General features: G+C 44.4%; 24 protein-coding genes. 17 read left to right on the forward strand and 7 right to left on the reverse strand.

The features are described from left to right. Positions 1 to 139: 139 nt before the first annotated feature. On the reverse strand, positions 140 to 1384 hold the full coding sequence (hutI, locus tag AB4140_RS07195; protein WP_102435925.1) for an imidazolonepropionase: 1245 nt from the start codon (positions 1382 to 1384) through the stop codon (positions 140 to 142). A gap of 121 nt (positions 1385 to 1505) precedes the next feature. On the opposite strand from hutI, the gene hutC reads away from it, so the two are divergent. The 3 genes from hutC (at position 1506) to hutH (ending at position 5519) form a co-directional block, all read left to right on the forward strand. Beyond that, positions 1506 to 2210: a histidine utilization repressor gene (gene hutC / locus AB4140_RS07200; protein ID WP_102435927.1), complete on the forward strand. Its 705-nt coding sequence runs from the start codon at positions 1506 to 1508 to the stop codon at positions 2208 to 2210. Between the two features lie 91 nt (positions 2211 to 2301). Beyond that, on the forward strand, positions 2302 to 3975 hold the full coding sequence (gene hutU, locus AB4140_RS07205) for a urocanate hydratase (RefSeq protein WP_372000420.1): 1674 nt from the start codon (positions 2302 to 2304) through the stop codon (positions 3973 to 3975). Further along, complete coding sequence (gene hutH, locus AB4140_RS07210; protein WP_372000367.1) at positions 3975 to 5519, forward strand: histidine ammonia-lyase; 1545 nt, start codon at positions 3975 to 3977, stop codon at positions 5517 to 5519. The genes hutU and hutH overlap by 1 nt, the downstream gene beginning before the upstream one ends. Positions 5520 to 5623: 104 nt before the next feature. Here hutH and AB4140_RS07215 read toward each other — a convergent pair whose 3' ends face one another. After that, positions 5624 to 6160, reverse strand: coding sequence for a hypothetical protein (locus tag AB4140_RS07215; RefSeq protein WP_102476489.1), 537 nt, complete (start codon positions 6158 to 6160; stop codon positions 5624 to 5626). Between the two features lie 287 nt (positions 6161 to 6447). On the opposite strand from AB4140_RS07215, the gene AB4140_RS07220 reads away from it, so the two are divergent. Continuing rightward, a complete protein-coding gene (locus tag AB4140_RS07220; RefSeq protein ID WP_102476488.1) occupies positions 6448 to 7704 on the forward strand; it encodes a mechanosensitive ion channel family protein in 1257 nt (418 codons plus the stop codon). Here the strand turns inward: AB4140_RS07220 and AB4140_RS07225 are convergent. Next, entirely contained in the window at positions 7701 to 8273 is a 573-nt protein-coding gene (locus tag AB4140_RS07225; protein ID WP_303446154.1) for a lysophospholipid acyltransferase family protein, read from the reverse strand. The genes AB4140_RS07220 and AB4140_RS07225 overlap by 4 nt on opposite strands. Positions 8274 to 8904: 631 nt before the next feature. Here AB4140_RS07225 and AB4140_RS07230 point away from each other — a divergent pair. After that, complete coding sequence (locus tag AB4140_RS07230; protein ID WP_102435939.1) at positions 8905 to 9303, forward strand: SgcJ/EcaC family oxidoreductase; 399 nt, start codon at positions 8905 to 8907, stop codon at positions 9301 to 9303. 30 nt (positions 9304 to 9333) lie between these two features. Here AB4140_RS07230 and AB4140_RS07235 read toward each other — a convergent pair whose 3' ends face one another. Together AB4140_RS07235 and AB4140_RS07240 are read right to left on the reverse strand one after the other, a co-directional pair. Continuing rightward, entirely contained in the window at positions 9334 to 10110 is a 777-nt protein-coding gene (locus AB4140_RS07235) for an NRDE family protein (RefSeq protein ID WP_372000370.1), read from the reverse strand. Positions 10111 to 10210: 100 nt separating this feature from the next. Beyond that, positions 10211 to 11806 carry a metal transporter gene (locus AB4140_RS07240; protein ID WP_303446152.1) on the reverse strand — a complete coding sequence of 532 codons (1596 nt, stop codon included), beginning with the start codon at positions 11804 to 11806 and terminating at the stop codon, positions 10211 to 10213. A 224-nt stretch (positions 11807 to 12030) separates the two neighbouring features. Here AB4140_RS07240 and AB4140_RS07245 point away from each other — a divergent pair, with 224 nt between their 5' ends. The 3 genes from AB4140_RS07245 to AB4140_RS07255 all read left to right on the forward strand — a co-directional run bounded on the left by AB4140_RS07245 (position 12031) and on the right by AB4140_RS07255 (position 15508). Further along, positions 12031 to 12624: a YhgN family NAAT transporter gene (locus tag AB4140_RS07245; protein WP_102435945.1), complete on the forward strand. Its 594-nt coding sequence runs from the start codon at positions 12031 to 12033 to the stop codon at positions 12622 to 12624. Between the two features lie 211 nt (positions 12625 to 12835). Further along, the gene (locus AB4140_RS07250; protein ID WP_102435947.1) at positions 12836 to 13117 is read left to right on the forward strand and encodes a hypothetical protein; all 282 of its coding nucleotides are present in this window, start codon (positions 12836 to 12838) and stop codon (positions 13115 to 13117) included. Positions 13118 to 13129: 12 nt separating this feature from the next. Next, positions 13130 to 15508, forward strand: coding sequence for an immune inhibitor A domain-containing protein (locus AB4140_RS07255; protein ID WP_372000372.1), 2379 nt, complete (start codon positions 13130 to 13132; stop codon positions 15506 to 15508). An 82-nt stretch (positions 15509 to 15590) separates the two neighbouring features. On the opposite strand, the gene AB4140_RS07260 is transcribed toward AB4140_RS07255, so the two are convergent. Then, positions 15591 to 16169 (reverse strand): chorismate lyase, encoded by a 579-nt coding sequence (locus AB4140_RS07260; protein ID WP_102435951.1) that lies wholly within the window; start codon positions 16167 to 16169, stop codon positions 15591 to 15593. A 107-nt stretch (positions 16170 to 16276) separates the two neighbouring features. On the opposite strand from AB4140_RS07260, the gene AB4140_RS07265 reads away from it, so the two are divergent. Together AB4140_RS07265 and rlmF are read left to right on the forward strand one after the other, a co-directional pair. Continuing rightward, positions 16277 to 16678, forward strand: a complete 402-nt coding sequence (locus AB4140_RS07265; RefSeq protein WP_102435952.1) for a flagellar basal body-associated protein FliL — start codon at positions 16277 to 16279, stop codon at positions 16676 to 16678. 11 nt (positions 16679 to 16689) lie between these two features. Further along, on the forward strand, positions 16690 to 17730 hold the full coding sequence (gene rlmF, locus AB4140_RS07270; RefSeq protein ID WP_241903444.1) for a 23S rRNA (adenine(1618)-N(6))-methyltransferase RlmF: 1041 nt from the start codon (positions 16690 to 16692) through the stop codon (positions 17728 to 17730). Between the two features lie 73 nt (positions 17731 to 17803). Here the strand turns inward: rlmF and AB4140_RS07275 are convergent, their stop codons facing one another. Continuing rightward, complete coding sequence (locus tag AB4140_RS07275; RefSeq protein ID WP_102435956.1) at positions 17804 to 18643, reverse strand: formate dehydrogenase accessory sulfurtransferase FdhD; 840 nt, start codon at positions 18641 to 18643, stop codon at positions 17804 to 17806. Between the two features lie 401 nt (positions 18644 to 19044). Here AB4140_RS07275 and AB4140_RS07280 point away from each other — a divergent pair, with 401 nt between their 5' ends. From AB4140_RS07280 to fdh3B, 7 genes are all read left to right on the forward strand, one after another. Further along, positions 19045 to 19509: a DUF3305 domain-containing protein gene (locus AB4140_RS07280; protein ID WP_076541409.1), complete on the forward strand. Its 465-nt coding sequence runs from the start codon at positions 19045 to 19047 to the stop codon at positions 19507 to 19509. Further along, the gene (locus AB4140_RS07285) at positions 19509 to 20132 is read left to right on the forward strand and encodes a DUF3306 domain-containing protein (protein ID WP_102435958.1); all 624 of its coding nucleotides are present in this window, start codon (positions 19509 to 19511) and stop codon (positions 20130 to 20132) included. The genes AB4140_RS07280 and AB4140_RS07285 overlap by 1 nt, the downstream gene beginning before the upstream one ends. 152 nt (positions 20133 to 20284) lie before the next feature. Continuing rightward, positions 20285 to 21964 (forward strand): 4Fe-4S binding protein, encoded by a 1680-nt coding sequence (locus AB4140_RS07290; protein ID WP_372000375.1) that lies wholly within the window; start codon positions 20285 to 20287, stop codon positions 21962 to 21964. Between the two features lie 10 nt (positions 21965 to 21974). Further along, a complete protein-coding gene (locus AB4140_RS07295) occupies positions 21975 to 22670 on the forward strand; it encodes a molecular chaperone (protein WP_102435962.1) in 696 nt (231 codons plus the stop codon). Positions 22671 to 22806: 136 nt separating this feature from the next. Next, complete coding sequence (locus AB4140_RS07300) at positions 22807 to 23010, forward strand: twin-arginine translocation signal domain-containing protein (RefSeq protein WP_102435964.1); 204 nt, start codon at positions 22807 to 22809, stop codon at positions 23008 to 23010. Between the two features lie 17 nt (positions 23011 to 23027). Then, the gene (locus AB4140_RS07305) at positions 23028 to 25877 is read left to right on the forward strand and encodes a formate dehydrogenase subunit alpha (RefSeq protein WP_102435965.1); all 2850 of its coding nucleotides are present in this window, start codon (positions 23028 to 23030) and stop codon (positions 25875 to 25877) included. A 26-nt stretch (positions 25878 to 25903) separates the two neighbouring features. Further along, on the forward strand, positions 25904 to 26500 hold the full coding sequence (fdh3B, locus tag AB4140_RS07310; protein ID WP_102435967.1) for a formate dehydrogenase FDH3 subunit beta: 597 nt from the start codon (positions 25904 to 25906) through the stop codon (positions 26498 to 26500). Positions 26501 to 26517: the final 17 nt, after the last annotated feature.

Raw genomic sequence — 26517 nt, forward strand, 5'->3', positions numbered from 1 at the left:
TGAACCTTGTTTGCAGTGATTAAAAAGTGCTTAGCCCGAAAAGGTTAAGCACTTTTTTGTTGTTACGCTTGAGTCAAAGGGGCTACTCGCGGCGGGTCGAGATTGAGCTGACTCAATAGTCGCAAGTTAAAGCAAGGCTTTATTGATGCACTAACACGCCGTTTTTAACCACATCCTTACAAGGATTCACCCCATAAGAGTAGGCCAGTTGCGCTGGAGTGCTGATATCCCATAAGCAGAAATCAGCTGTCATGCCGGCGGCTAAACTGCCGACATTGGCTTCAATACCTAAAGCTTTGGCGGCATTAATGGTCACGCCTTTTAAGGCTTCCTCTGGAGTCAGCTTAAATAAGGTGCAGGCCATGTTGAGCATTAATAAGGTTGAGCAAATCGGCGATGAGCCCGGATTAAAATCACTGGCGACCACCATAGGTACATTATGTTTGCGTAACAGATCTATTGGCGGCATTTGGGTTTCACGTAAAAAGTAATACGCGCCGGGTAACAAGGTTGCGCAGGTACCATGTTCACTGAGCGCGATAACCCCTGCTTCATCAAGGTATTCAATATGATCGACTGATTTAGCCCCCATTCTTGCCGCCATAGCGGAGCCGCCTAAGTTAGATAATTGCTCAGCGTGGAGTTTGATATCTAAACCGGCCTGTTTGGCGGCGGTTAATACTCGCTCGGTTTGCTCAAGGTTAAAGGCAATGTTTTCACAAAAAACATCCACTGCATCGGCAAGGTTTTGCTCGATAACCGCAGGCAGCATGTCGTTAATCACCATATCAATATAGGCATCACTTCGTGCGGTGCTGTTTGCAGTGTCTTTATATTCCTCAGGTATCGCATGAGCGCCTAAGAAAGTGGTTTTAACATCAACATGATGATTACGGCCAAGTTCGCGGGCCACTTTAAGGATTTTGACTTCGGTTTGGGTATCCAAACCATAGCCTGATTTAATCTCGACCGTGGTGACGCCTTCTTTGGCTAAGGCGTTTAATCTTTGTCTGCCAAGTTCAAATAGCTCGGCTTCGTCAGCTTCACGACACGCTTTTACAGTTGAAATAATCCCACCGCCAGCGCGGGCGATATCTTCATAGCTGGCGCCTTTGAGGCGCATTTCAAATTCGTTAGCGCGATTGCCTGCAAAAATTAAATGGGTGTGGGCATCAATCAGCCCTGGGGTGATCCAGCCGCCTTTGCCGCGATAGATGGGCATTTCAAATACATCAAATTCAGGCATTTCTTTACGCGGGCCCATCCAAGCAATTTTACCGTCTTTTACTGCAATGGCGGCATCGGTTATTGCGCCATAAGCGACTGAACTGCTTGGATCCATTGTTGCAATATTGACATCAATCCACACATGATCCCACGACATAACCGCTCCTGAAAATACTCATTTTTTAGACTTTATCACAAAACAGTACTTGTTTTAACTTGTATATACAAGGTAAGGTTGTTGGTAGATTTTTAATCACATCAAGGGCTGGGCGAAATCCGTGTTGGCTAAATTTGCACAAATAAAGCAATCCATTCTGGCTCGTATCGAAGCGGGTGAGTGGCAAGAAAATGATCAAGTGCCATCAGAAAATCAACTTGCTGAGTTGTTTTCTTGTAGTCGCATGACAGCAAGAAGAGCATTGACTGAGCTGGTGGAGGCTGGGGTGTTAGAGCGCACTCAAGGTATTGGTACTTTTGTGGCGGGGATTAAATCGCAGTCATCATTATTGGCCATTCGAAACATTGCCGATGAAATTAAAGACCGTGGTCATGGCTACAGTGTTAAGCAGCTTAAGTTAACCCAAATTGCTGCCACAAGACCCGTTGCGGTGGCCTTAGGATTAGAAATTGGCGACCTTGTGTATTACTCGGTATTGCTGCACTGCGAGCAAGATGCGCCATTACAGGTCGAAGAGCGCTTTGTGAATCCAGAATTAGTGCCTGACTACTTACTGCAAGACTTTACCCAATTAACCCCCCATGAATATTTATCCAAGGTGGCGCCTTTAACCGAAGCCCGTCATCGCATCGAAGCCATTATTGCCAGCGAGCAAATGCAGCAATTATTAAATATTGAGCCAACAGAGCCTTGCTTACAAATTTTGCGTCGCACTTGGTCACGCAAAGGCGTGGTGAGCTTTGCGCGCTTGGTTCACCCCGGCAGTAAATTTAGTTTAGGGGGCCATTTAACCTTTAACAGTTAACTGCTTCTAAACAGAACATCATTAAAAAAACCTAAAAATATTAGACATCAAGCTGACAATGTTAGTTGAAGAGGAAAATATGGATAACACCATTAGTAAAAGACACGACCCTAGCCGCCGCATTATTGCCCCTCATGGCAGTCAATTGAGTTGTAAAAGCTGGATGACAGAAGCGCCAATGCGGATGTTAATGAACAATCTGCATCCTGATGTAGCCGAGCGCCCTGAAGATTTAGTGGTTTATGGCGGTATTGGCCGCGCGGCGCGTGATTGGCAGTGTTACGACAAAATAATTGAAGTACTGCAACGTCTAGAAGATGACGAAACCTTGATGGTGCAGTCAGGTAAACCTGTGGGGGTTTTCAAAACGCACAGTAATGCGCCGCGGGTGATTATTGCTAACTCCAACCTAGTGCCACATTGGGCTAACTGGGAACACTTTAACGAGCTGGATAAAAAAGGTTTGGCTATGTACGGCCAAATGACCGCCGGTTCGTGGATTTATATTGGCTCCCAAGGCATTGTTCAGGGGACTTATGAAACCTTTGTCGCCATGGCCAAGCAGCACTTTGGTGGCTCATCTGCGGGTAAGTGGATTTTAACTGGTGGCCTTGGCGGCATGGGCGGCGCGCAGCCTTTAGCGGGCACTATGGCGGGTTATTCAGTATTAACCTGTGAAGTAGATGAAACCCGTATTGATTTTCGTCTGCGGACTCAATATGTCGATAAGAAAGCCACTAATCTTGATCAAGCATTAGCCATGATTGATGAGGCTAATGCCTCTGGTAAGCCGGTATCCGTTGGTTTGCTGGGTAATGCTGCTGATATTTTTGCTGAGTTAGTTGAGCGTGGTATTACCCCTGATGTGGTGACCGATCAGACTTCTGCCCATGATCCACTCAATGGTTATTTACCCCAAGGTTGGACATTAGAGCAAGCTGTCGAAATGCGTAAAACTGACGAAGCGGCAGTGGTTAAAGCGGCTAAGCAGTCAATGGCGGTGCAAGTTAGAGCCATGCTGGCGCTGCAAGCGGCAGGTGCGGCCACAACAGATTATGGTAATAACATTCGTCAAATGGCCTTCGAAGAAGGGGTTGAAAACGCCTTTGATTTCCCAGGTTTTGTGCCAGCTTATGTGCGTCCACTATTTTGTGAAGGTATTGGTCCGTTTCGCTGGGTGGCATTATCGGGCGACCCTGAAGATATCTATAAGACTGATGCCAAGGTCAAAGAGCTTATTCCTGATAACCCTCACTTGCACAACTGGTTAGATATGGCGCGCGAGCGGATTGCCTTTCAAGGTTTACCGTCACGAATTTGTTGGGTGGGACTAAAAGACCGCGCCCGCTTAGCATTAGCCTTTAATGAAATGGTTAAAAATGGCGAGCTATCAGCGCCGATTGTCATTGGTCGTGATCATTTAGACTCTGGCTCGGTTGCCAGCCCAAATCGTGAGACCGAATCCATGCTCGATGGCTCTGATGCGGTATCTGATTGGCCGTTAATGAATGCCTTACTCAATACTGCAAGTGGTGCAACTTGGGTGTCATTGCACCATGGCGGCGGTGTGGGTATGGGCTTTAGTCAGCACTCTGGCGTGGTGATTGTTGCCGATGGCAGTGATGATGCAGCAGTGCGTTTAGGCCGAGTATTATGGAATGACCCAGCCACAGGCGTGATGCGCCATGCTGATGCTGGATATGAACTTGCGCAACAATGCGCTGAAGAACAAGGCCTAGATTTGCCAATGCAAGGAGCTAAATAATGACTGCAACACCTTATAAACTGCTCCTAAAACCAGGCACACTGACGTTAGCGCAATTACGCCGTATTGGCCGTGGTGCAGTTCATCTAACCTTGGCAGAAGAAGCGATTCCTGAAATTAATACCAGTGCCGCGATAGTGCAACAAGTATTAGATGAAGGCCGAACTGTATATGGCATTAATACTGGCTTTGGCTTATTAGCTAACACCAAAATTGCCCCAGAAGATTTGCAGTTATTGCAGCGCTCAATCGTGTTATCACACGCTGCGGGCACAGGCCAATACATGCAAGATGCCACAGTGCGTTTAATGATGGTGCTAAAAATTAACTCATTAAGCCGCGGCTTTTCAGGTATTCGCTTAGAAGTGATTAACTTTCTTATTCAGTTGGTTAATGCCGGTGTTTATCCGTGTATTCCAGAAAAAGGCTCAGTGGGCGCATCAGGTGATTTAGCCCCGTTATCGCACATGTGTTTACCTATGCTGGCAGAAGGTGAGATGAGCTACCAAGGTCAAATCATTACAGCAGCAGAAGGGCTTGAAATTGCAGGACTTAAACCGATAGAGCTGGCTGCAAAAGAGGGTTTAGCACTGCTTAATGGCACCCAAGCCTCAACGGCATTAGCCCTTGAAGGTTTGTTCCATGCTGAAGATTTATTTGCTGCCAGTTCAGTTATTGGCGCCATGAGTGTTGAAGCGGCTATGGGCAGTCGTAGCCCGTTTGATGCCCGTATTCACGCGGCTCGTGGCCAACAAGGTCAAATTGATTCAGCGGCTATCTTCCGTCACTTGCTAGCTGATGAGTCTGAGATCAGTCAAAGCCATGTAGATTGTGAAAAAGTGCAAGATCCATACTCTTTGCGTTGCCAGCCGCAGGTGTTGGGGGCGTGTTTAACGCAAATTCGCCACGCTGGTGAAGTGTTAGGGGTTGAAGCCAATGGCGTGACCGATAACCCGCTGGTATTCCAAGACACCGGCGATATTATCTCTGGCGGTAACTTCCACGCTGAGCCTGTGGCGATGGCGGCAGATAACCTTGCCATTGCTATTGCTGAGTTAGGCTCAATTGCCGAGCGCCGCATAGCACTGCTCATTGACTCTAGCTTATCGAAATTACCGCCGTTTTTAGTTAAAAATGGTGGGGTGAACTCAGGCTTTATGATTGCACAGGTGACGGCGGCGGCATTAGCATCTGAAAACAAAACCTTTGCGCATCCAGCTTCTGTGGATAGTTTACCGACCTCGGCGAATCAGGAAGATCATGTGTCTATGGCAACTTTTGCAGCTCGTCGGTTGCGTGATATGTCTGAAAATACCCGTGGGGTGTTAGCGATTGAGCTATTAGCTGCAGCGCAAGGGTTAGATTTTCGCACTCCATTACAACCCAGTGATGCGGTAGTGAAAGCCAAAGCCGAGCTGCGTGAAGTGGTAGCGTATTACGATAAAGACCGCTTTTTTGCGCCGGATATCGAAGCGGCGACAGATTTACTCTATAGCGCCAGCTTCAATGGTTACTTACCTGCGGGCATGTTACTGAGCTTTTAGGGGCTAGCGAGTTAGCAGCTTGAAACAAAAGGCTTGAACAAAAAGACTCAAAACAAAAAAAGGACCTGCGGGTCCTTTTTCTATTATGACGATTTTGATAATGCTTACATGGTAAAACCAATGGAGATTATTGCCGCTTCGGCACTGGTGTCGTAACCCGCGCCGATGACAAAGCTATCAAACACTGTGTAGCGTACCCCAACTTCAGCGCCCCAGTCTTTATCACGGTTAGATTCCCAGCGCGGCTTGCCGTTAACTTCGCGGGTGGAAATATTGTTGGTGTAGTTTTGTTCGTTTATAAAAACCGTGGCGCCGCCATAGAGATTAAAATTTTCAGTTAGGCTATAGCTTAACCCAAAGCGCCACATGTATTCTTCGGCATAAGCTTCAGCCGGCTCTGGTACATCAAGGTCGTATTTATCACCCCAAGCATAACCAATATAATAGCCCCAGTCGGCGTAATCAGGGTCAAAATGTTTCATGGCAAGGGTGATACCAAACATATCGCCGCGGCTATCGATAAAATCCACTAACAAGGCAGTCGAAGGCTTAAACTTTTGTTCATCCGTTTCTGCGCGGGCGTTACTGCTAACCGAGAGAATGCTCAGTGTTAGGATGACTGCTAGCCAAGTGTGTTTCATAGGAACCTCAATTCGTTTTAATGTTCCAATGGTAAGTGAAGGGAGCTCTAGGTCAATTAATGTGCTCAACTTTGCAACCAATATCATTAGTTTACTTTGGTATGCTGTCGCCTTGTTTGAATGCGGTGGTGATTTGATGGCGAACTTGTTATCAAATTGAAAGCGGGTTAATTAATCGATAAATATGCTATTTTGGATCGTTCTCAATAAGTCTTTGTTCTCTATAATGGCTTTGGATGTTGTAAACCTAGTCTTTCAATCAGTATAAATGTGTAAGGAATTAATGCGTGGATAACGAGTTACGTGATGATATTGCCAGTTGGTTGCTTGATATTGGGGTGAATAGTCAGCCCTCTGACAGTGTAGCAACATCAATATTACTGATGGTGAGCTTTATTGTGGCAACTATCGCTTATTACATTACCAAAAAGGTATTTGTAAAAGCGGTTAATGCGATGATCCGTAAATCGACCGTGACTTGGGATGATATTTTCATGCGCTATGGCGTATTGGAAAAATTGTCCTTGTTAGTGCCAATCATGACCTTGGACTTACTGATCCCGATTATTTTAACCCATCAACAGTTGCTGGGCTCAGTCATTGACCGTGGCCTAAGCGTGCTGGTGGTCATTTTTGTTATTCGGGCGATTTACGCCTGTTTAGATGCGGTAAATGAAATTGCTGATGTCAGGCTGATTAGTCGCCGCTTACCGGTTAAAAGCTTCGTACAACTATTTAAACTATTTTTATTCTTTGTTGGTTTTATTATTGGCATATCAGTGATTGCAGATGAGTCGCCAATTTACTTTTTAAGTGGTTTAGGTGTTGCCACCGGTTTAGTGATGTTGGTGTTTAGGGACACCATTTTAGGCTTTGTTGCTGGGATTCAATTAGCTGCTAACCGTATGGTGAGTAAAGGCGATTGGATTCAAATGGACAAATATGGCGCTGATGGTGCTGTAGATGAGGTATCACTCAATACCGTAAAAGTACGTAACTGGGACAATACCATCACCATGATCCCAGCTTATGCGCTGGTATCAGACGCCTTTAAAAACTGGCGCGGTATGTCAGAAAAGGGCGGCCGCCGAATTAAGCGTTCAATTAATCTTGATGTTAATAGTATCCACTTTCTGACAGAAGACGATATTACTCGGTTGTCGAAAGTGAATTACCTTAAAGATTACTTCCCTAAAGTATGCTCAGAAATTTCCCATGCCAATGAGCAGGTTAGTGATATTGATATGCCGGTTAATGGCAGACGCTTAACCAATGTGGGGACGTTTAGAGCTTATTTAGATGCCTATTTACGTCAAAATAATAAGCTACACAAAGACATGACTCTGATGGTGCGCCAACTTGCGCCAACGCCAGAAGGTCTGCCTATCGAGTTATATGTGTTTACCAATGACGTCCGCTGGGCCTTTTATGAAGGCATTCAAGCAGATATCTTTGATCACGTCTTTGCCATCTTACCTGAATTTGGTTTACGTGCTTTTCAAAGCCCTACTGGGGATGATATTCGTAGCATCAAGCCACACTAGCTTTTTGGCTGCTCATCCGAGGGAATATAGTGCGGGATAACCTTAGGGTGGCGACCGTTAATATTACGGAAAAAATCTAAAATACGATTCATGTCAGTGGCAACATCGCCACTGGGATGCAGCGGTTGATTAATCACAATAGACTTGGTTTTAAAATCTAATCCCACGGTGATTATCGGCACCTTGGCTTTAGTGGCAATATGATAAAAGCCGGTTTTCCAGCGAGTAACCGCGCTTCTGGTTCCTTCGGGGGCCAGCGCCAACTTATATTGGTTATCGTCATTAAATAGCTGCACCACAGCATCGACCATATTGTTGTTTTTGCGTCGATCCACAGGGCTGCCGCCTAAGGCTTTAAAAAACCAACCCCAAGGGGGAATAAACAGCTGATGTTTGCCTAAAAAGTGAATTTTTACCCCTATAGCAAAGCGGGCGATAATACCGACAATAAAGTCCCAATTACTGGTATGTGGGCCAACCACCATAATGAATTGTCCATCAGCGGCGACCTGGCCGTCTAATTTCCAGCCATTAATGGCCAATAGCCATAAACAAAATTTACTAAACATGCACTATTTTCCAGTTTATTTCACTCTGATACGCTAGAATCTAACCATAACAGAATGAATTTATATATTAATTTCACAGAATCTCATGTTACAGATATCGCTTATCTCAACATGTTTTATAAGCCAAACCGCAGTTGGGATTAACACGACACAGCATGCTTACTGGGTTATTAATCTAATGCAAAAGTACTAAATCATTGTTATTACTGTGGCACTCGTGTTGGGTAATTTCAACCTTGGTACAAATTAAGGAGAGTGTGTGAAGCACCCGATAATTATTTTATTCGCCGTTATTTTTGGTGGTTTTACTACTATGTTAGCGGCAGAAGATAAACCAACAGCGACTCAAACCGCCTCAGATGTTGCACTCAAACAAGCTGAATTAAAAATCGTGCCATTAAAACCTGCTTCAACTGCCAAGGTCGAAGTTGGCGTGATTGAACCCGTTGCCGATTTAAAGGTAGAGCCAAGCCCTTCAGATAGCTCACCTAAAACCACGAATACAGCAGATATTGCAGCAGAGCAGCTAGTTAGTGCCTTTACCGACACCTTAACTTCAGCGCCGGCTGAGGCTGAGGCTGAGACTGAGCCTGATGCCGTCAGCGCAGTTGTCTCACTTGAACAACAATCCGTGTCACTAGACGAAGTTAATACCAATAGTGCTATACCTACAGATAGAATTAGAGCAGTGATTTCACAGCAAGAACAAGCCTGGAATAGCGGCGATATTGATGCCTACATGCAAGGCTATTGGCAAAGTGACAATTTACGTTTTGTGTCTAATGGTAAGTTTAGCTACGGTTGGGATGTAATTCTTGCTAGCTATAAAAAAAGTTATCCTGATTCAGCGCGCATGGGCAAACTGTCGTTCAATGTGAAAGAGATTAAAATGCTCAGCAACTACGCCGCATTGGTTGTGGGTCGTTGGCAATTAGAACGTACAAAAGACAAACCTAATGGTGTGTTCACCCTACTGATAGAGCGTATTGATGATAAGTGGGTGATAACCCATGATCATTCATCTGATTAATTGCTTGGCTGCGAATAGATTAATTCGGACTTAGGGTGTTATAACAAAATTCTGCTGCCCTAAGTTTCGAGCTTTGCCGTCATAACGCACTTCATAAAAGTCGATGTTGCCGTTTTTATCTCGCATTACCACACTGGTTGAACGGGTGCCATATTCTGGATGGCGAATAAAAATCGACGACAACAGCCTTTCCCACTCAATTTCAATGCCAGTACTAGGTAGGCTGCGATCTTCAGCTTGAGATTCATCACGCATAAATGCCAACATTTGTTCAATATTGGGCTGCTTTTCAGCTAATAGATGCTGCTCTAACGCCTGTAATCCCTTGGCCATTTTCGGCCAGACATCATCTATAGCGCCATTACTCACAGCATGAAAACCTTTAGTTAATGGCGTGTTCTCAGCAGTGACGCTATTAAAACAGTAAAGTTGCTGCTGTTGCTGATAAACAAGATTAAACGGACTGTAATTAGCGCTGTGTTGGCGTAGCCAATCAAGGCTGACATCTTGGCGAAGATCGAGAGCGTTAACCACCAGTTCGCCGCGACTTCTTAGGCCATCGGCTTGTTGATTGCGAATATTGGTAAGGCCTGCAAAGTGACCTTGTTGATTCACTCCAAGCCAAGTGCCGCCAGCTTGTAGGTCTTTGCCTGCTAATATCGACTGAGATTGAGGTAAACTGCTGTTAGCAACTGTTTGCCAAAAATGGGCTGGATCGGTGGCGCGATGATGAAACTCATCACGATTAGCGCACACAATCAGTGGCCATTGGGGATGCATGTCTACCGCGATAAATAAAATACACATAGGCTTGGTTAAGTCGGCTCAGTTATTCGGTCGATGATAAAACATCATAGCCTGAATAACATGAACCTGACAGTAACCCTCGCTTAATGCGGCGGCTTAATTAGTGGTGATGTTTATGCTCTGTTGGCGCAGCCGCAGATTTATCTGAGGTATTAGCACCATGGGAGTGATTGTGGTTATGATCATGGTTATGACCGCTAAACTTAATCATTAAGCGACTTAAGAACTTACGTGGTCCTAAGCGCAGTAAGCTAGCACTAAAGATTAATCCCACCACAACTAATCCCGCAATATTAACGTTATTTGGCAAGGTGAGTAACTGGTGCCAATCAACCAGATACTGGTGTGCGAATAACAACGCGACGGCTAATACAGCTGACAATGACAAGCGCATGCTCCAGCTCATTAGTTTTAACTGGCTAAGGCTAAGCACAGGTGCTGCAATAAGTGCAAATGCCACTGCGACATTGCTCCAGCCGCTATAGGCTAATGATAATGCCAGTACTGCCGCGCCTAAATTACAAAAACGCATCGGTAGAAAGACGACTAACAAGATTAATACTTGCAGCGCTGGATGCTCTAAATGCACCGAGGGGTGACCAATGAGATTCGCTAAAATTAAGCTAAGGGCAATCCAGGGCGCGCTGCGATCCACTAAATGTGCAAACCCAAAGCGCCAAGCCGATTGCGGTAAATTCTCGTGGGGATCGGTAAGTTCAACTTTACCCAAGCTGAGTAACGTGCCAATCGCCAACAATGAAATAGCTTGATATATGGCAAACCAAGGCCCCAATAATAGCAAGGTGATCAGCAAGGCTTCAGGGCCCGCTAGACGCTGTAACCAGCGACTGGAGAGGCTACTGTTTTGCGGGGTTAACCCAGCTTTGAAGCGCGCAGTGGCAATTAAGTAACTGGCAATTAATATTGGCGAGATGGTCAGTAACCAAGACATAAACTGATCCGAGCCATGGCTGTGATGGGCGTGTGCGTGGGCATGGCCACCACTGTCCATTAACAATAATACAGTTAGTAATGCGACCCCCAATAAACTGCCAATGCCTGCTTGGTATTGATAGCGACCTTGATGATCTTCTTCGTGTTGTCCGTGGGGCTGATGTAGCACCACATGCAAAATTGATCCGGTAACAAAGGCTTGTAAATAAACGGTATTATCTAAGCTGAGGCTATCGAGTAGTTGCTCGCCAGCAAAGTAACCCAAGCCTGTGAGTACCATCATCGCAGCTAATACCGCACTGGCCCAGCGGGTACCAACCTGGGGTTTTAATAGCCACCAAATTGCCACACCAACGGGTAAGCGATGCATAATCACTCCCAGCGCTAATAAGCTAGAGTTACCCTCTTGTTGGGCTAAAACCATGGCGCCACCATCGGTAATGGTGTGCAGCAATAGTCCGCCAATCCCTAAAGTTAGGGTCACGTTATGGGTAATATCTGAGTAGCGGTGGAAAAGCCGTTCACTGGCTGTGGGACCCCATAAGCCAAGCACCACGAACAGCAAAGTGATAAAACCACCATGTTCAAGGAGTTCAGGCAAAATATGGATAAGCACCAACCCGCCTAATGAGACGAAGATAAATCCATCTAAGCCTTTTTGTAGCCCACTCCCTGATGAGAAGTAGCGATAAAAAAGCGGTCCGAATAAAAGTGCAATACAACTAGCAGCTAGATAGAGCATGGGATCCAAAGAATCAATGAAACGGAAAAAACACCGCAGTATATCGCAGTCTTTCAATTAACTTAATACTTGCTTTGCTTGATTATCACTCATGATGACAATTTACACGGTAAAGATAGCCTTCAGCGTTGCAAGATAGAGCGAAAGTCACGGTTATTTCTGCCAAATGACTGTATTAAGTATACAATAGTAGTTCATTGTTAATAATTAATAGAACTAATGTAATGGACATCTTTTCTGCTGCAGTCATGCTTTTCCTGATTATGGACCCTTTGGGCAACTTGCCTATTTTTGCTTCAATTTTGCGGCATATTGAACCCAAAAAACGCCGCCGAGTGCTTATTCGTGAATTATTGTTTGCGCTGGCAATCATGTTGCTGTTCTTGTTTGCCGGCGAGGTGATCCTTAATTTTCTTAGCCTGCGTCAAGAGTCAGTGAGTATTGCAGGCGGGATTATTTTGTTCTTAATTGCCATTAGGATGATTTTCCCACAACCGGGCGGCGTGGTAGGTTTAGCCGCCGGTGAAGAGCCATTTATTGTTCCTATGGCTATACCGTTAATGGCTGGGCCATCAGTGTTAGCTGCATTAATATTATTGGCGCACAGTGACAGTAGCAGAATGATGGATTGGACTATTGCCTTAGTGGCGGCTTGGGGTGTGAGCGCAGTTATCTTACTATTCTATAAAGTCTTTACTCGCATATTAGGCGAAAAAGGCTTAACCGCAGTCGAGCGTCTAATGGGTATGGTGCTGGTAATGATTTCGGTGCAAATGTTCTTAGACGGGGTGTCGAGCTATTTAAAAACTGCCGGCTAATCAGCTCATGTCAGGCATCGCTATAGTCAACAAGGCCGCTTAATGCGGCCTTTTGGTTTTCTACGCAATATTCTCTACCTTTCAGTTTATCTTCGATTATTTTTTACTTCTTTAGTTGTATAAAAATCGCTCTAAAAAGTTGTGTAAAGCCGTTTTAGCAACTTTACTTAATATTACTCTTTGATTCATCTTCGTTGTTTGGGCGTTCATTATGCGCATTGTATTCGCTATCTTTTTTAGCTGGGTTATTTGGGGCTGTAGCCATAGTAATAGCGCCGAAAACGGCTCTAATCAGACCCAATTAACGCATCAAAATAATACCATTCAATGTGGGGCAATACCTCCTCCTTTAGATATGTCCGGCGTTAAACAGAATTTAATCAAAAGTGGTGAAATAACGACAGATATGAGTGAACAACAGCAACAAGAGATTGTTCGTCGTTATATCGCCAAGCGTAACAATGCATTTAAAAAGTGCAATCAAAGGAAGTAAAGGAGGCATAGGATGCCTATTCAATGGAGTAAAATCTTTACTGGTGTTATGACCATATTGGCAATGACTCTTTTTTCGTTAAACGCCATGGCAGCGCCGAGTCAATACGCTTCTCCAGCAGATGCTGGGGTAATGAATCAGCAACAGATCCAATACTGGTTGATTAAGCGCGGTGAGCTGGCAATTGATGCCAGCGAGGCAGCAAAGCAAGCTGCGGTAGAGAAGTTCACTCGCAAAGCAAGTCATAATTATCTGCCTGCTGAGGTCAAAATACTAAAGCAAATAGCTGCCAAGAATCGATCCCAACGAATAAAAGTCTCACCAGTATCAGCTCCGGCATTGGCTGACACGGATGTCACCAAAACCGTGAATGTGCTGGCGGTATTGGTCGACTTTCCTGATTTACCCTATAACGCCAATCGTTTAACCAAGTCTGATACGTCAATGTTTTATGACGATTATTCCGTACAACATTATCAAGATTTGCTTTTTTCTCGATCTGGATTTTCTGGACCTAACCGTGAGGTGCTTCAAACGGCTTATCAATATTTTGCTCAAGCCTCTGGTGAGAGTTTTTTCTTTCGTGGTCAGGTTAAAGGCTGGGTAACCGCCAGTAACAATGCTGCTTACTATGGCGCCAATAATTCGGTTTTCAGTGATAATGATATTGCAGTACCTGAATTGGTTATGGAAGCCGTTACTCAGGCCGTTAAAGGGATGAGCGCGACAGAATTAGCTGAATTCGATAGTGAAGATCCATTTGATTTTAATAACAACGGCAATGAAAATGAGCCTGATGGCATCATAGACCACATTGTCATATTTCATTCCAGTATTGGTGAAGAGGCGGGCGGCGGCGTGTTAGGCACCGATGCTATTTGGTCGCATCGCTTTTTTGTTGGTGCCAATAGCCAAGGACAAGCTCTTCCTGGCACGTCAATGAAAGTTTATGGCTATACCATTCAGCCTATCGACTCAGGTACCGGGGTCGTTACCCATGAGTTTGGTCATGATTTAGGCCTGCCTGATGAATACGACACTAATCTGGGGGATGGCGCGCCAGTGGGTTACTGGTCGTTAATGGCAAGTGGTACTTGGGTGGGTCAAGCGCAAGCGGGTAATCCTTATATTGCTGGCAGTAAGCCTGCGGGCTTAAGTCCTTATGCCCGTTCATATCTGCAACAACGTTACCAAGGCAAGTGGGTCAATGAGCAAGCCATCGACTTGGCCGATATTACTGCTGAAGGTTTGACTGCTGAGGTTTTTGCAGCAGTTAATGCTGATGCTGTGAATCAATTGTCCATCGCATTACCCAATCCCCCCTTCGCCTTTAAGTCACCTTTAGTTGGCGACTATCAATACCATTCAGGTAAAGGCCATCAACTTACCAATAGTCTGAGTTTCGAGGTAGATTTACCCGCTGACGCACAGATTGAGCTTGTTATGCAGGCACATTGGAGCATAGAAACAGATTATGACTATATGCAATTGTTGATTGATGGCGTAGCCATTGTCGGCAACCATACCAGTGCCAGTAACCCTCTGTTCAACAATGTAGAGCACTATATTTCTGGGGTATCGAGCGATATAGCTGGCGCTTCAGGAACAGATGCTTGGGTTGAACTGGTTTATGACTTGAGCGATTTTTCAGGGCAAAGTGTGCAAGTTGAAATGAGCTATGTAACGGATCAAGCTGTAGGTGACTACGGTATTGTTATTGACCAAATTGAAATTAATCAGCAAGGCGTCAACATTTACCAAGACGGGGCCGAAGAGCAAGGCAAAGTTGATTTAGTGGGTTTTTCAAGGATCGATGATACCTTACCCGGTTTGCCGCAACGCTATATTGTGCAACTGAGAAACCATCAAGGTATTGATGCGGGCTTGCAAAGTGTCGGCTACGAGCCCGGTATTTTATTATGGCTCGAAAATAACAACTATGAAGATAACAATGTCGCCGAGCATGAAGGTTATGGCTTTATTGGGGTTATTGATGCTGACCAGAGTCTAATAACTGGCGGGTCTTCAAGTGTGCAGGTACGTGATGCCAGCTTTAGCTTATATCCTCAGTCAAGCTACGCTAACGATAGCGCTCTAAGTAACTTTAGTTTATTTGATGATAATGCTGATTACTCAGCGCCCCTGCAACCGCAATCAGGCATGGTGTTACCTGAACTGGGCTTAACGATGGAGGTGCAGGCGCAATCGTCAGACAGCTCAAGGGCAATCGTCGAATTTAAACTAAATGGTGTAGTTACTTCAGAGTTTATGGGCGAAAACCAGACAATTGCTGGCGACGATGGATCTCAAAGCAGTAGTGGCGGTAGTTTAGCAGGGGTGTATTTGTTGCTACTGAGCTTACTTCTTGTAAGGCACTCGACTAAAACATAAGGCTATAAGCTTTATGGTTACTTTACAAATAGCCATGATGTTGCCAACGTATGGTAAACCGCATGGCTTTGTTGGACTAACTTTAACAAGATTGCTTTAGTGTTAAGGCGTTAATTTGCTTAACCGCATAAGGAAGGAAAATTTCGCTAACAATAATGTCTTGGTTGGCTAAGTTAAAGTAACGGCGACGCCCCCAAAGTGAAGAGGTGACAGGTTGGGACAGGCGGGTTGCCAGTTGGGCTAGCTTAGTGCAGCTTTCAAATTCAGCGACCTCTATTTTGCCCGGGACAATATCAGCACTGGTAAACAGTAGTTCACCCAATGGGCGCTTACCTAAGGCTTTAAAGTTGTGTTGATCATTGGCTAGGTTCTCAGGGATTAAGGTGCGTGCAAACACCCAAGGCTCGCCATCAAGGCACAGCAGTACTTCTCTTACCCAAACCTGCTTTTGCTGCGGGCATTCCCCTGCTAATGGTGTAGTAAGTTGTTCGCCAAGGACTTTAACTTCAAAATCGTGGCAACAGCCTTTAAGCTTTTGGGTTAAACTACCGGTAGCGAGTAACCATTCTTTTAGTGCCGATTGCGGCATAGAATTGATTGCATCAGGTGAAAACCACTGGATTGATTCACCATACGGGAAGCTAAGACTGGTCACGTTCATTCAATACTCGTTACAATATACTCAAACGAGTGCAGTTTATCATGACAGAGCAATGGCTGGATAGCCGCTGCTATTAGGCAGATTTAAATAATGGAGTTTGATTAACTATGGCAAAGTACCTATTCGCAGTGTTAGTTGCACTGTTTTTTTTCCCCAATGCGCATAGCGCAGATGACAAAGCCACTGGGAACTTTGCTTACTATGGTTTCGAACCTGACATTGTCACTAACTATATCTCTAACCGCAAAAAACTCGGTTTTGTAAAAATCAGTGTTGAGTTAATGGTTAAAGATCCTAAACAATTGCAGCAGATAGAGCACCATGATCCGTTACTGCGAGCCGCCATCGTTGAAGTGCTAGGAAATCAGCCTGAAGACAAGGTTAAGTCCTTGACCGGAAGAGAGGATATTCGTCGTGCGTGCTTTGAAACGGTTAATCGACTGCTAGAAGCTGAAACGGGTGAACAGTCCGTGGTTAATTTACTGTTTACTAAATACCTATATGATTAATGAACATTTGCATGAAAAACAGTAAAGCTGGCAACAAAACGAACAAGCAAACATCTGCGGCAAGCAAAGGCGTCGCTCATACTCAAGTGAAAACACTACACCCGCGAAATAAGCATAATCAAGGTTATGATTTCGAAGGATTAATAAAAAAGTGTCCCAAATTGTCCCACTTTGTCAGACCAAACCCCTACGGTAATCTTTCAATCGACTTCTCAGATCCTGAAGCGGTCAAAAGCCTCAACGCAGCAATTTTATTGACTGATTATCACATTGAGCAGTGGGATATTCCGGCAGGGTTCTTGTGCCCGCCAGTACCAGGTCGAGTAGATTATTTGCATTACATTGCTGATTTACTGGCTGTTAATGGTAAAGCGCCTAAAGGAAATAAGATCCGTGCATTGGATATTGGCACCGGTGCTAATGGTATTTATCCATTATTAGGGGTTAAAAGCTATGGTTGGCAGTTTGTCGCCAGCGATATTGACCCAGTTTCAATTGCAAATGTCGCTGAAATTATTAGCCATAACCCTGATTTAGCATCGAAAATTGACCTGCGCCAACAGACTAATCCTCAAGCTATTTTTAGCGGAATTATCGGGGATAATGAGCGCTTTGATATTACTCTGTGCAACCCGCCATTTCATCGCTCATTAGCCGAAGCGAGTCAAGGCAGCGCCAAGAAAAATGCCAATTTAGCCGCCAACAGAGCTAAAAAGCACAGCCAAAAGCCAGCCGTTAGCTCAAGTAGTGCCGCACTTAATTTTGGTGGGCAAAAAGCTGAGTTATGGTGTGAAGGTGGTGAGCAGCAGTTTTTAACGAATATGATTAAAGAAAGTCAGCAGTTTGGGCAACAATGTTTGTGGTTTAGCTCATTAGTGTCCAAGTCAGAAAACCTAAAGCCCTGTTATCAATTATTAAAACAGTTACATGCCGATAGTGTGCAGACCATTGAAATGAAGCAAGGCAATAAAATTACCCGGGTTTTAGCTTGGAGTTATTTGCCCGAAGCGGCAAGAAAGCAGTGGGCTAAATTTAGGCATAATGCTATTTAGCATAGGGTTACATGATGAGTGATAACAAGGTGGTCATCACCTTGTTACCAATTGTTTGCGTTAATAGGTAACGCTAAACTTTCATCGCATCAAATTCAATATTTTCTGCGCCGTGGTAAACCAAGAAGTGACGCCCCTTGGCTCTGGCAATAATAGTGATCCCCAACTTTTGAGCTAGTTCTAACCCCATCTGAGTGACACCACTGCGTGATAACAATACTGGTATACCCATCTTGGCAATTTTTATCACCATTTCAGAGGTTAAACGGCCAGTGGTATAGAAAATCTTATCGTGCCCATTTTCACCTTCAAGCCACATGTCGCCCGCGAGGGTATCAACCGCGTTATGGCGGCCAACATCCTCAATGAAAGCTAAAATTTGGTCGTCTTTACAAATGCCGCAACCATGGACGGCACCGGCATTTTTGTAGGTTTCATTATAAGCACTAATGTTTTTTAGCAGGCTATATAAGGTTGATTGTTGTAATTGGGGCGTTGGCAGCTTTATATCATCGAGCCCTTGCATGAAACCACCGTAAACAGTACCTTGACCGCAACCTGAAGTGACGGTTTTTTCAGATAATTGTTTATCTAAATCAGCTGTTTGCTCTTTAGTCAAAATGGCTGCAGAGTTAACATCCCAATCGACGATAATTGATTCAAGTAAGCTGGCATCGTTAATAAAGCCCTGATTTTTCAAGTAACCCAAAGCTAATGACTCAGGTTTTGCGCCCAAGGTCATTAAGGTCACTATGGGTTGCCAGTTCAAATATACCGTTAATGGTCTTTCACAGGCCACGAATTTATCAACACTCTCTCCTTGCTCATTAATTGCTTTAACTGCAATTGTAAGGGGAACTTCAGCATTGGTTTTGACCAGTTTTAGCGATTTATTAGCATTTGATTGGGTCATTGAAAGTGTGGCCTCTGAAATAGTTAACTAGCTCGGTAGTGAGGATGGTAATGAAAACTAATTAACTATCAGCATAGCAACTTTTATTCCCGAGGCGGCAATGTAGTTTGTAAATGCGTGATCTAACTCTGATGTTAATCAGCAGCGACTAATTAACGTAGCCTTATGTCCTAGTGTAATTAGCAATATAGACAAATTGTCCTACTCTTAGTGGTAATTAGGAGATCTGGATCTAGCTTTTTGTTCTTATTTATCTGGCACTATTTTTGCAGTGTACTGATTAGTTAAGAGAAATAAAGTGGTTTTTAGCTTCTAAAAATAATCAAGAGCAACTTTTAAGTCGTTGTTAATATATATTTTATTTATTTCTTGTGGATTTATGTTTTAAGGGCAAGGCTTGTATGCAACACACTGAAAATGTTTGGCCTATGTATGTTTCGCTTAGAAAAGTCGAAAAAATGATGGGGCGTTGGCCCTCAATCACTTGGGAAGTGGAACAAATGGTTCCTGCGACTCATGAGGCACCTGAAGGGGCCAAATTAATATTGTTTCAACTTTATAAAGATGAACGTGGCAGTTACCGGATAAATTTAGACATGGATAACACCATGTTATATATCGTTTGTGATGAGTTATCGGATGGCACTTGGGTTCCTGCTGCTATCTCTGCAGACCAAAATATTGCCGCAGCCTGTTTGGAGTCTGAAACCCCAGTGCTGAATATCCCAATGCCAGAAGCACTGGCATGTTGGGTTGAAGCTTTCATCACCCGTCATGGCGAAGTTGAAATATCAGCTAAACGCCGTAAGCATGTGAACCGCCGAAAGGATACTGGCCCTAGCACAGATCACCTTCGGAGACATTAATGAGCAATAATTCGAAAGGTTTTTTCTCTCGTTGGACTGAGCGTCGTGAGCAAGTTGAAGCTGAAGCTGCTCGTGAGACTGAACTGCAGCAAAAGAGTGTGGCGGCAGAGGAAGAAAGCCTTGCTGACTCTTCCACTGAGGATGCCATACAAGAAGCGCCTCAGCCTGAGAAGATCCTTGAAGCTGAAGATTTACCGGATCCCGAAAAAATTGAAGTTGGAGGCAGTTTTGCTTCGTTTATGGGGGCGAATGTATCACCTCAAGCGAAATCAGCAGCGTTAAAAGCACTGTGGAAACAACCCCAATACAATGAAATCGACGGCTTACTCGAGTACGCCCTTGATTACAGTAATCAACCTAAATTGTCTGCCGAAGTTTCGGCTGAATTAGCCAAAAAAGTCTTCCGTAACGTCGTAAAAGACAAAGAAGAAACGGAAGAGCAAGAGTTACTTGCTCGTGAGGATGATGACACAGTTGTTGATACAACTGATGCCTCACCAGTATTAAATGATAAGAGCGAAATCGTGTCTGCCACTGACTTAGATACCAACCAAGACCAGAGTGATGTTCTGGGAATGGTTGATGAAGAAGCTATAACGGCTTCAAGTAGCGCTAAGGCTTAGTGTGTAGTTAAAAATTTTAGTCCACTATTTAGCGTATAAGGTGTTTTGTTTATCATTTTAAGCTGATGTAATTAAATAAATGTTTAAATACAAAATGGATTTGCAGCCCTGATAAATCACCTAAGCGTTAAAAAACTGTTCAGGAACGCAATGTGAGCAATAGTCAAACCCCGCTAGAACTAAAACAAGTTCGCCAGCAGGTATTAGCACAGACTCAAGTGATCCAAAACTTGATCCCGCCAACAGTCAGTTATACGACTGAAGGCAATGTGTTAGTCATCGGCCCAGAAGATTTGGCCCGATTAGCTGCGGATAAACTGTCAACCATGGCCAATACGGTTATTTTGGCAAATGAAGCCATTACCAGCCAAGATGAAGCTCATCTTGAAGCGGTAATGAACGCTGCAGTAAATAGCGAAAGCTATTACAACAAACTTATTTCTGTTAAAGGCTTTTTAGGTCAGTTTCAGGTAACCGTTGAGAATGAAGGCGCGGGTGAAAACCAAGCGGCGACTGAGTTAAGTCTTGTTGCTATTCGTAAGCCGCATTTTGATATGGTTTTAGACCTGAGCATGTCGCCATGTCTTAACCTTGAAATGCTACCACCAGGTTATTTCTATGTCGGTCAAGATGCAGATAAATTAGCTGATGCGCTGGAGCAAATTCCAGATTTAGTTGGTGAATTTGATAAGCCACGTTATGTGAAGGTGAACAGTGATATCTGTGCTCATAACCGTAATGGCGTCAATGGCTGTAATCGCTGTTTAAACTTCTGTCCTGCTGATGCCATTAGCAGTATTGAACAAAAAATCGAAATTGATCCTTACCTTTGTCATGGTGCGGGTAGCTGTACTAATGCGTGTCCTACAGGGGCTATCGCATTTGATTTACCAACACCACATGCACTACATAGTTACCTGCAAAAGCTAATTAGTCGTTACCTTGAGCAAGCCCAAGCTGCGCCAGTGATTTTATTCCACGACAGCAGTGTCGGTGCTGAATTAATCACAGCCGAATTAGTTGGCGATATTATTCCGGTTGAACTAGAAGAGATTACTGTTGCTAGTATTGATCACTGGATGTCATCACTTGCATGGGGCGCTCGTCAGGTATTGATCCTTAATACTGACGCGACAGCACCCACGTTAACGCAAATGTTAAATGGTGAACTAATATTAGCTAATAGCATTCTAGATGAAATGGGTCAGCCACAGCGCATTAGCTTGATAGACACCCAAGCATTAGCAGCCTTAGATGATAAGTTAGCCATAAGCCTTGATTGGCCACTAACGGTACCTGCAGCGTTCGCGCCAAGTACTAAGCGTGACACCTTATATGCTGCTGTTGATCACCTTAACCAACAAGCCGCAGCAACTGATGCAACCATTACGATGAGTAATGTGCCATACGGTGTGGTTAATGTAGAGGTTGATAAATGTACCTTGTGTATGTCTTGTGTAGCAACCTGCCCAACACAAGCATTAACCGATGGTGGTGAATCACCGTCACTGCATTTTGTAGAGCAAGACTGTGTGCAATGTGGTTTATGTGAAACCTCTTGTCCTGAAAACGTGATTAGCTTAACGCCGCAAATCAATTTGGACCAAGCAGCACGTCAGCAGCGTCAAACGTTAAAAGAAGAGGCTCCGTTCGAGTGTATTCGTTGCGGAACCGCTTTTGCTACACAATCGATGGTTCATAGAATGATCGATATGATTGGTGGACATTCTGCATTTAACGCCAATATTGAGCGCCTAAAAATGTGTGGTGATTGCCGCGTAAAAGATATGTTTGAAGACATTCTTGAAGACCCAGAGAAGCAACTTCGATAAGAGATCCAATATGACCGAATTAGTTAGAGAAATTTCAGAAAACGATCAGCTACGGGCAGATATTTACCAATTATTAGCTGCATTACTACGTCGCCATCCGAGTGAAGAACTGCTGTCATTTTTAGCTGACATCGAAATAGAAACAGAAGCTGAAGATGATAACGACATGAGCACGGCTTGGCTGGCGCTAAAGGCAGCTGCGACCCAGTACACACAAGAGCAACTTGAAGAAGAATACTTCAATATTTTCTTCGGTGTTGGCCGTGGTGAAGTATTGCCATACGGCAGCTGGTTTATGACAGGCTCGTTAATGGATAAGCCATTAGCACTGTTACGCCAAGATTTAATGCAATTAGGTTTTGCTCGCGAAGAAGACGTTAAAGAGCCAGAAGATCATGTTGCAGCATTATGTGAAGTGATGGGTACCTTGATTTTAGAGGCGCCAGGTTATCGTCAATTAGCATTTTATCAGCGCCATATTGGCAGCTGGATTGCGCGCTTTTGTGACACCTTAGAGAAAACACCGAGTGCAGCGTTTTATGTGCCTGTGGCGCAGCTAGCAAAAGCATTTTTCATCATTGAAGCCAATGAGTTTGAGCAACTAAGCTTAGATATTCCAGTTAATTGCCCAGGTTCTGAAGCCGAAAAAACTGCTGCTGATGAAGCAGACAAGATTGAACCATCAACCAATGAACTTGCCTCTTAGGTAATTTTTAGGCTGTTGGTGCAAAGATTTATGCCACAGAGTTTGACTCTGTGGCATAGACTGAAAAGGAAGGCAACTTCCATAAAAACAGAGAGTAATTTTACTCTTATAACACGCGTTAAATTAAGGAGAGACTATGAAGAAGCAAGCTTCCGACATGGGTCGTCGTCAAATGCTAAAAGCATTGGCTGTCGGCAGTGCCGCTGGCGCAGTTGCCACTGTTAGCGGACAAGCTCTTGCCGCCTCACCAGAAGCTACACCCGTTGTAGGTAAAAGTGATGGTTATAGAGAAACAGACCATGTACGTAGTTATTACGACACATTACGTAGTAGCAAGTAATTTAAGGAGAATATGTGATGCGATTAACCCGCAAAACAGAAGCAGTCAAAGTCGCAGATAAACCTGCACTTGGACTCAATCGTCGCCAATTTTTGAAGTCTGCAACCCTTGCTACAGGTGGTATTGCTGCCGCTTCAATGCTGGGCGCCGGAATGATGCGTAAAGCTGAAGCAAAAGATGTTGCTTACGATGCGCCGACTGAAGTGATACGTACTATTTGTTCTCACTGCTCAGTGGGCTGTGGTATTTATGCTGAAGTGCAAAATGGTGTATGGACAGGTCAAGAACCTGCATTCGATCACCCATTTAACGCTGGTGGCCATTGCGCCAAAGGTGCTGCACTGCGTGAACATGGTCATGGTGAAAAACGTCTTAAATACCCAATGAAGCTAGAAGGAGGCAAATGGAAGAAACTTTCTTGGGAGCAAGCCATTGAAGAAGTGGGTCAAAAAGCCCTCGATATTCGTCAAGAATCTGGTCCTGATTCAGTATTTTTCATGGGTAGTGCGAAGTTTTCAAACGAACAAGCTTATATGTACCGCAAATTGGCAGCAATGTGGGGCACCAACAATGTCGACCACTCTGCACGTATTTGTCACTCTACCACTGTAGCCGGTGTTGCAAACACTTGGGGCTACGGTGCGCAATCAAACTCTTTTAACGACATGCGTAGCTCGAAAGCGATGATGTTTATCGGTTCGAACCCTTGTGAAGCTCATCCGGTTTCAATGCAACACATCCTTGAAGGTAAAGAGCGCGGCGCGAAAATTATCGTAGTCGACCCGCGTTTCACTCGAACTGCAGCTAAGTCTGACGAGTTCGTGCATATTCGTCCTGGTACGGATATTCCTTACATTTATGGTTTGTTGTGGCACATTTTTGAAAATGGTTGGGAAGACCAAACATTCATCGACCAACGTGTATACGGTATGGAACGTATCCGTGAGGAAGTGAAAAAGTGGACCCCTGCCGAAGTTGAACATGTTGCTGGCGTGCCTGAAGCGCAGATGCATCGTGTCGCCAAGTTACTGGCTGAAACTAAGCCTGGTACTGTGGTTTGGTGTATGGGTGGGACTCAGCATCACATAGGTAATGCTAACACTCGTGCATACTGTATCCTCCAATTAGCCCTTGGTAATATGGGTGTTTCTGGTGGTGGAACTAACATCTTCCGTGGCCATGATAACGTTCAAGGTGCAACTGACTTTGGCTTATTGTTTGATACATTGCCAGGTTACTATGGCCTTAAAACAGGTTCATGGAAACATTGGTGTAATGTATGGGACTTGGATTACGAGTGGGTTAAAGCCCGTTTCGATCAAGAGCAACGTCTAGGTCAAGATCCAATGACTTCAACGGGTATTCCATGTTCTCGCTGGCATGATGGTGTCCTTGAAGACAAATCTAAGATTGCGCAGAAAGATAATATTCGTATGTCATTCTTCTGGGGGCAATCAGTCAATACTGAAACCCGTGGTCGTGAAGTGCGTGAAGCATTGAACAAAATGGATACAGTTGTTGTTGTGGACCCATTCCCAACGATGGCAGGTGTCATGCACGAACGAACTGACGGTGTGTATTTATTACCTGCTGCAACTCAGTTTGAAACATACGGTTCAGTCTCTGCTTCAAACCGTTCACTGCAGTGGCGATCACAAGTTATCGAACCATTATTTGAGTCAAAAGCTGACCACATTATCATGTACAAGCTGGCGAAAAAATGGGGTATCGATGCTGAGTTCTGTAAGCATATTAAAGTTAATGGCGATGAGCCGTTGATTGAAGATATGACCCGTGAGTTCAACAAAGGTATGTGGACCATTGGTTACACTGGCCAGAGCCCTGAGCGTTTGAAAATGCACCAAGAAAACTGGGGCACATTCGATATGGAAAGCTTAGAAGCGCCAGGTGGTCCAGCTAAAGGTGAAACCTACGGTTTACCTTGGCCTTGTTGGGGCACGCCAGAAAACAAACATCCAGGTACGCAAATTCTTTACCGCACTGGACGTGAAGTTAAGTATGGTGGTGGTAACTTCCGTGCACGTTACGGTGTTGAGCATAACGGTAATAATATTCTTGCTGAAGGTTCTTATTCAAAAGGATCTGAAATCAAAGACGGTTACCCAGAGTTCACCGCTGACATGCTGAAACAGCTTGGCTGGTGGGATGACTTAACTGCTGAAGAGAAAGTTCACGCTGAAGGTAAAAACTGGAAAACAGATATTTCTGGTGGTATTCAACGTGTTGCTATCAATCACGGTTGTATCCCATACGGTAATGCCAAAGCACGTTGTATTGTGTGGAACTTCCCAGATGATATCCCGATTCATCGCGAGCCGTTATATACCCCTCGTCGCGACTTAGTGGCTAAGTACCCAACTTACGAAGATCGTATGGTTGCACGTCTTCCAACTCTGTATAAGTCTATTCAAGAAAAAGACTTTGCTAAAGACTTCCCATTAGCGGTAACTACGGGTCGCTTAGTTGAGTATGAAGGTGGTGGTGAAGAAACACGCTCAAATCCATGGCTTGCAGAATTGCAGCAAGAAATGTTTATTGAGATTAACCCTGCTGATGCAGCCGACCGCGGCTTACGTGATGGTGATGATGTATTCGTTCACAGTCCAGAAGGCGCTAAAATCACAGTTAAAGCAATGGTGACTCCACGAGTCATTGCTGGTGAATGTTTCATGCCATACCATTTCGCGGGTGTATTCGAAGGCAAGAGCCTAGAGAAAAATTACCCTGAAGGAACCGTACCTTACATTATTGGTGAAGCTGCCAATACCGTAATGACCTATGGTTATGATGTTGTGACTCAGATGCAAGAGACTAAGTCTAGCTTGTGTCAGATCAGCAAAGCCTAATTAACTTGATGAGGAGATAAGCCATTATGGCAGTCATGAAATTTTTGTGTGACACAAAACGCTGCATCGAGTGTAACGGTTGCGTCACAGCTTGTAAGAACGAAAACGATTCCGCTTTAGAGTGGGGTATTCAGCGTCGCCGCGTGGTTACTATCAATGATGGTGAACCCGGTGAAGCGTCAATTTCTGTTGCATGTATGCATTGTACCGATGCTCCTTGTATGGCCGTATGTCCGGCAGATTGTTTCTATCAAACCGACGATGGCATTGTGCTACACGATAAAGATACTTGTATCGGTTGTGGTTACTGTTTTTATGCATGTCCTTTTGGAGCGCCACAGTTCCCGAAAAAGACCGCATTTGGTAGCCGCGGTAAAATGGATAAATGTACTTTCTGTGCCGGTGGCCCAGAAGAAAACCATTCCGATGCCGAGCGTCAGAAGTACGGTGCAAACCGTATTGCTGAAGGTAAGTTACCTATGTGTGCTGAGCTTTGTTCAACTAAAGCCCTGCTTGCTGGTGATGCCGAAATCGTATCGAGTATCTATCGCGAACGTATGTCTAAGCGCGGTAATCCGAATACCATTTGGGGCTATGATCCTAAAACGGGTGATATGGTTTAGACAGTGCAAAGGTTACG

This window comes from Shewanella sp. 10N.286.51.B2 (genome assembly GCF_041469265.1).
Classification (GTDB): domain Bacteria; phylum Pseudomonadota; class Gammaproteobacteria; order Enterobacterales; family Shewanellaceae; genus Shewanella.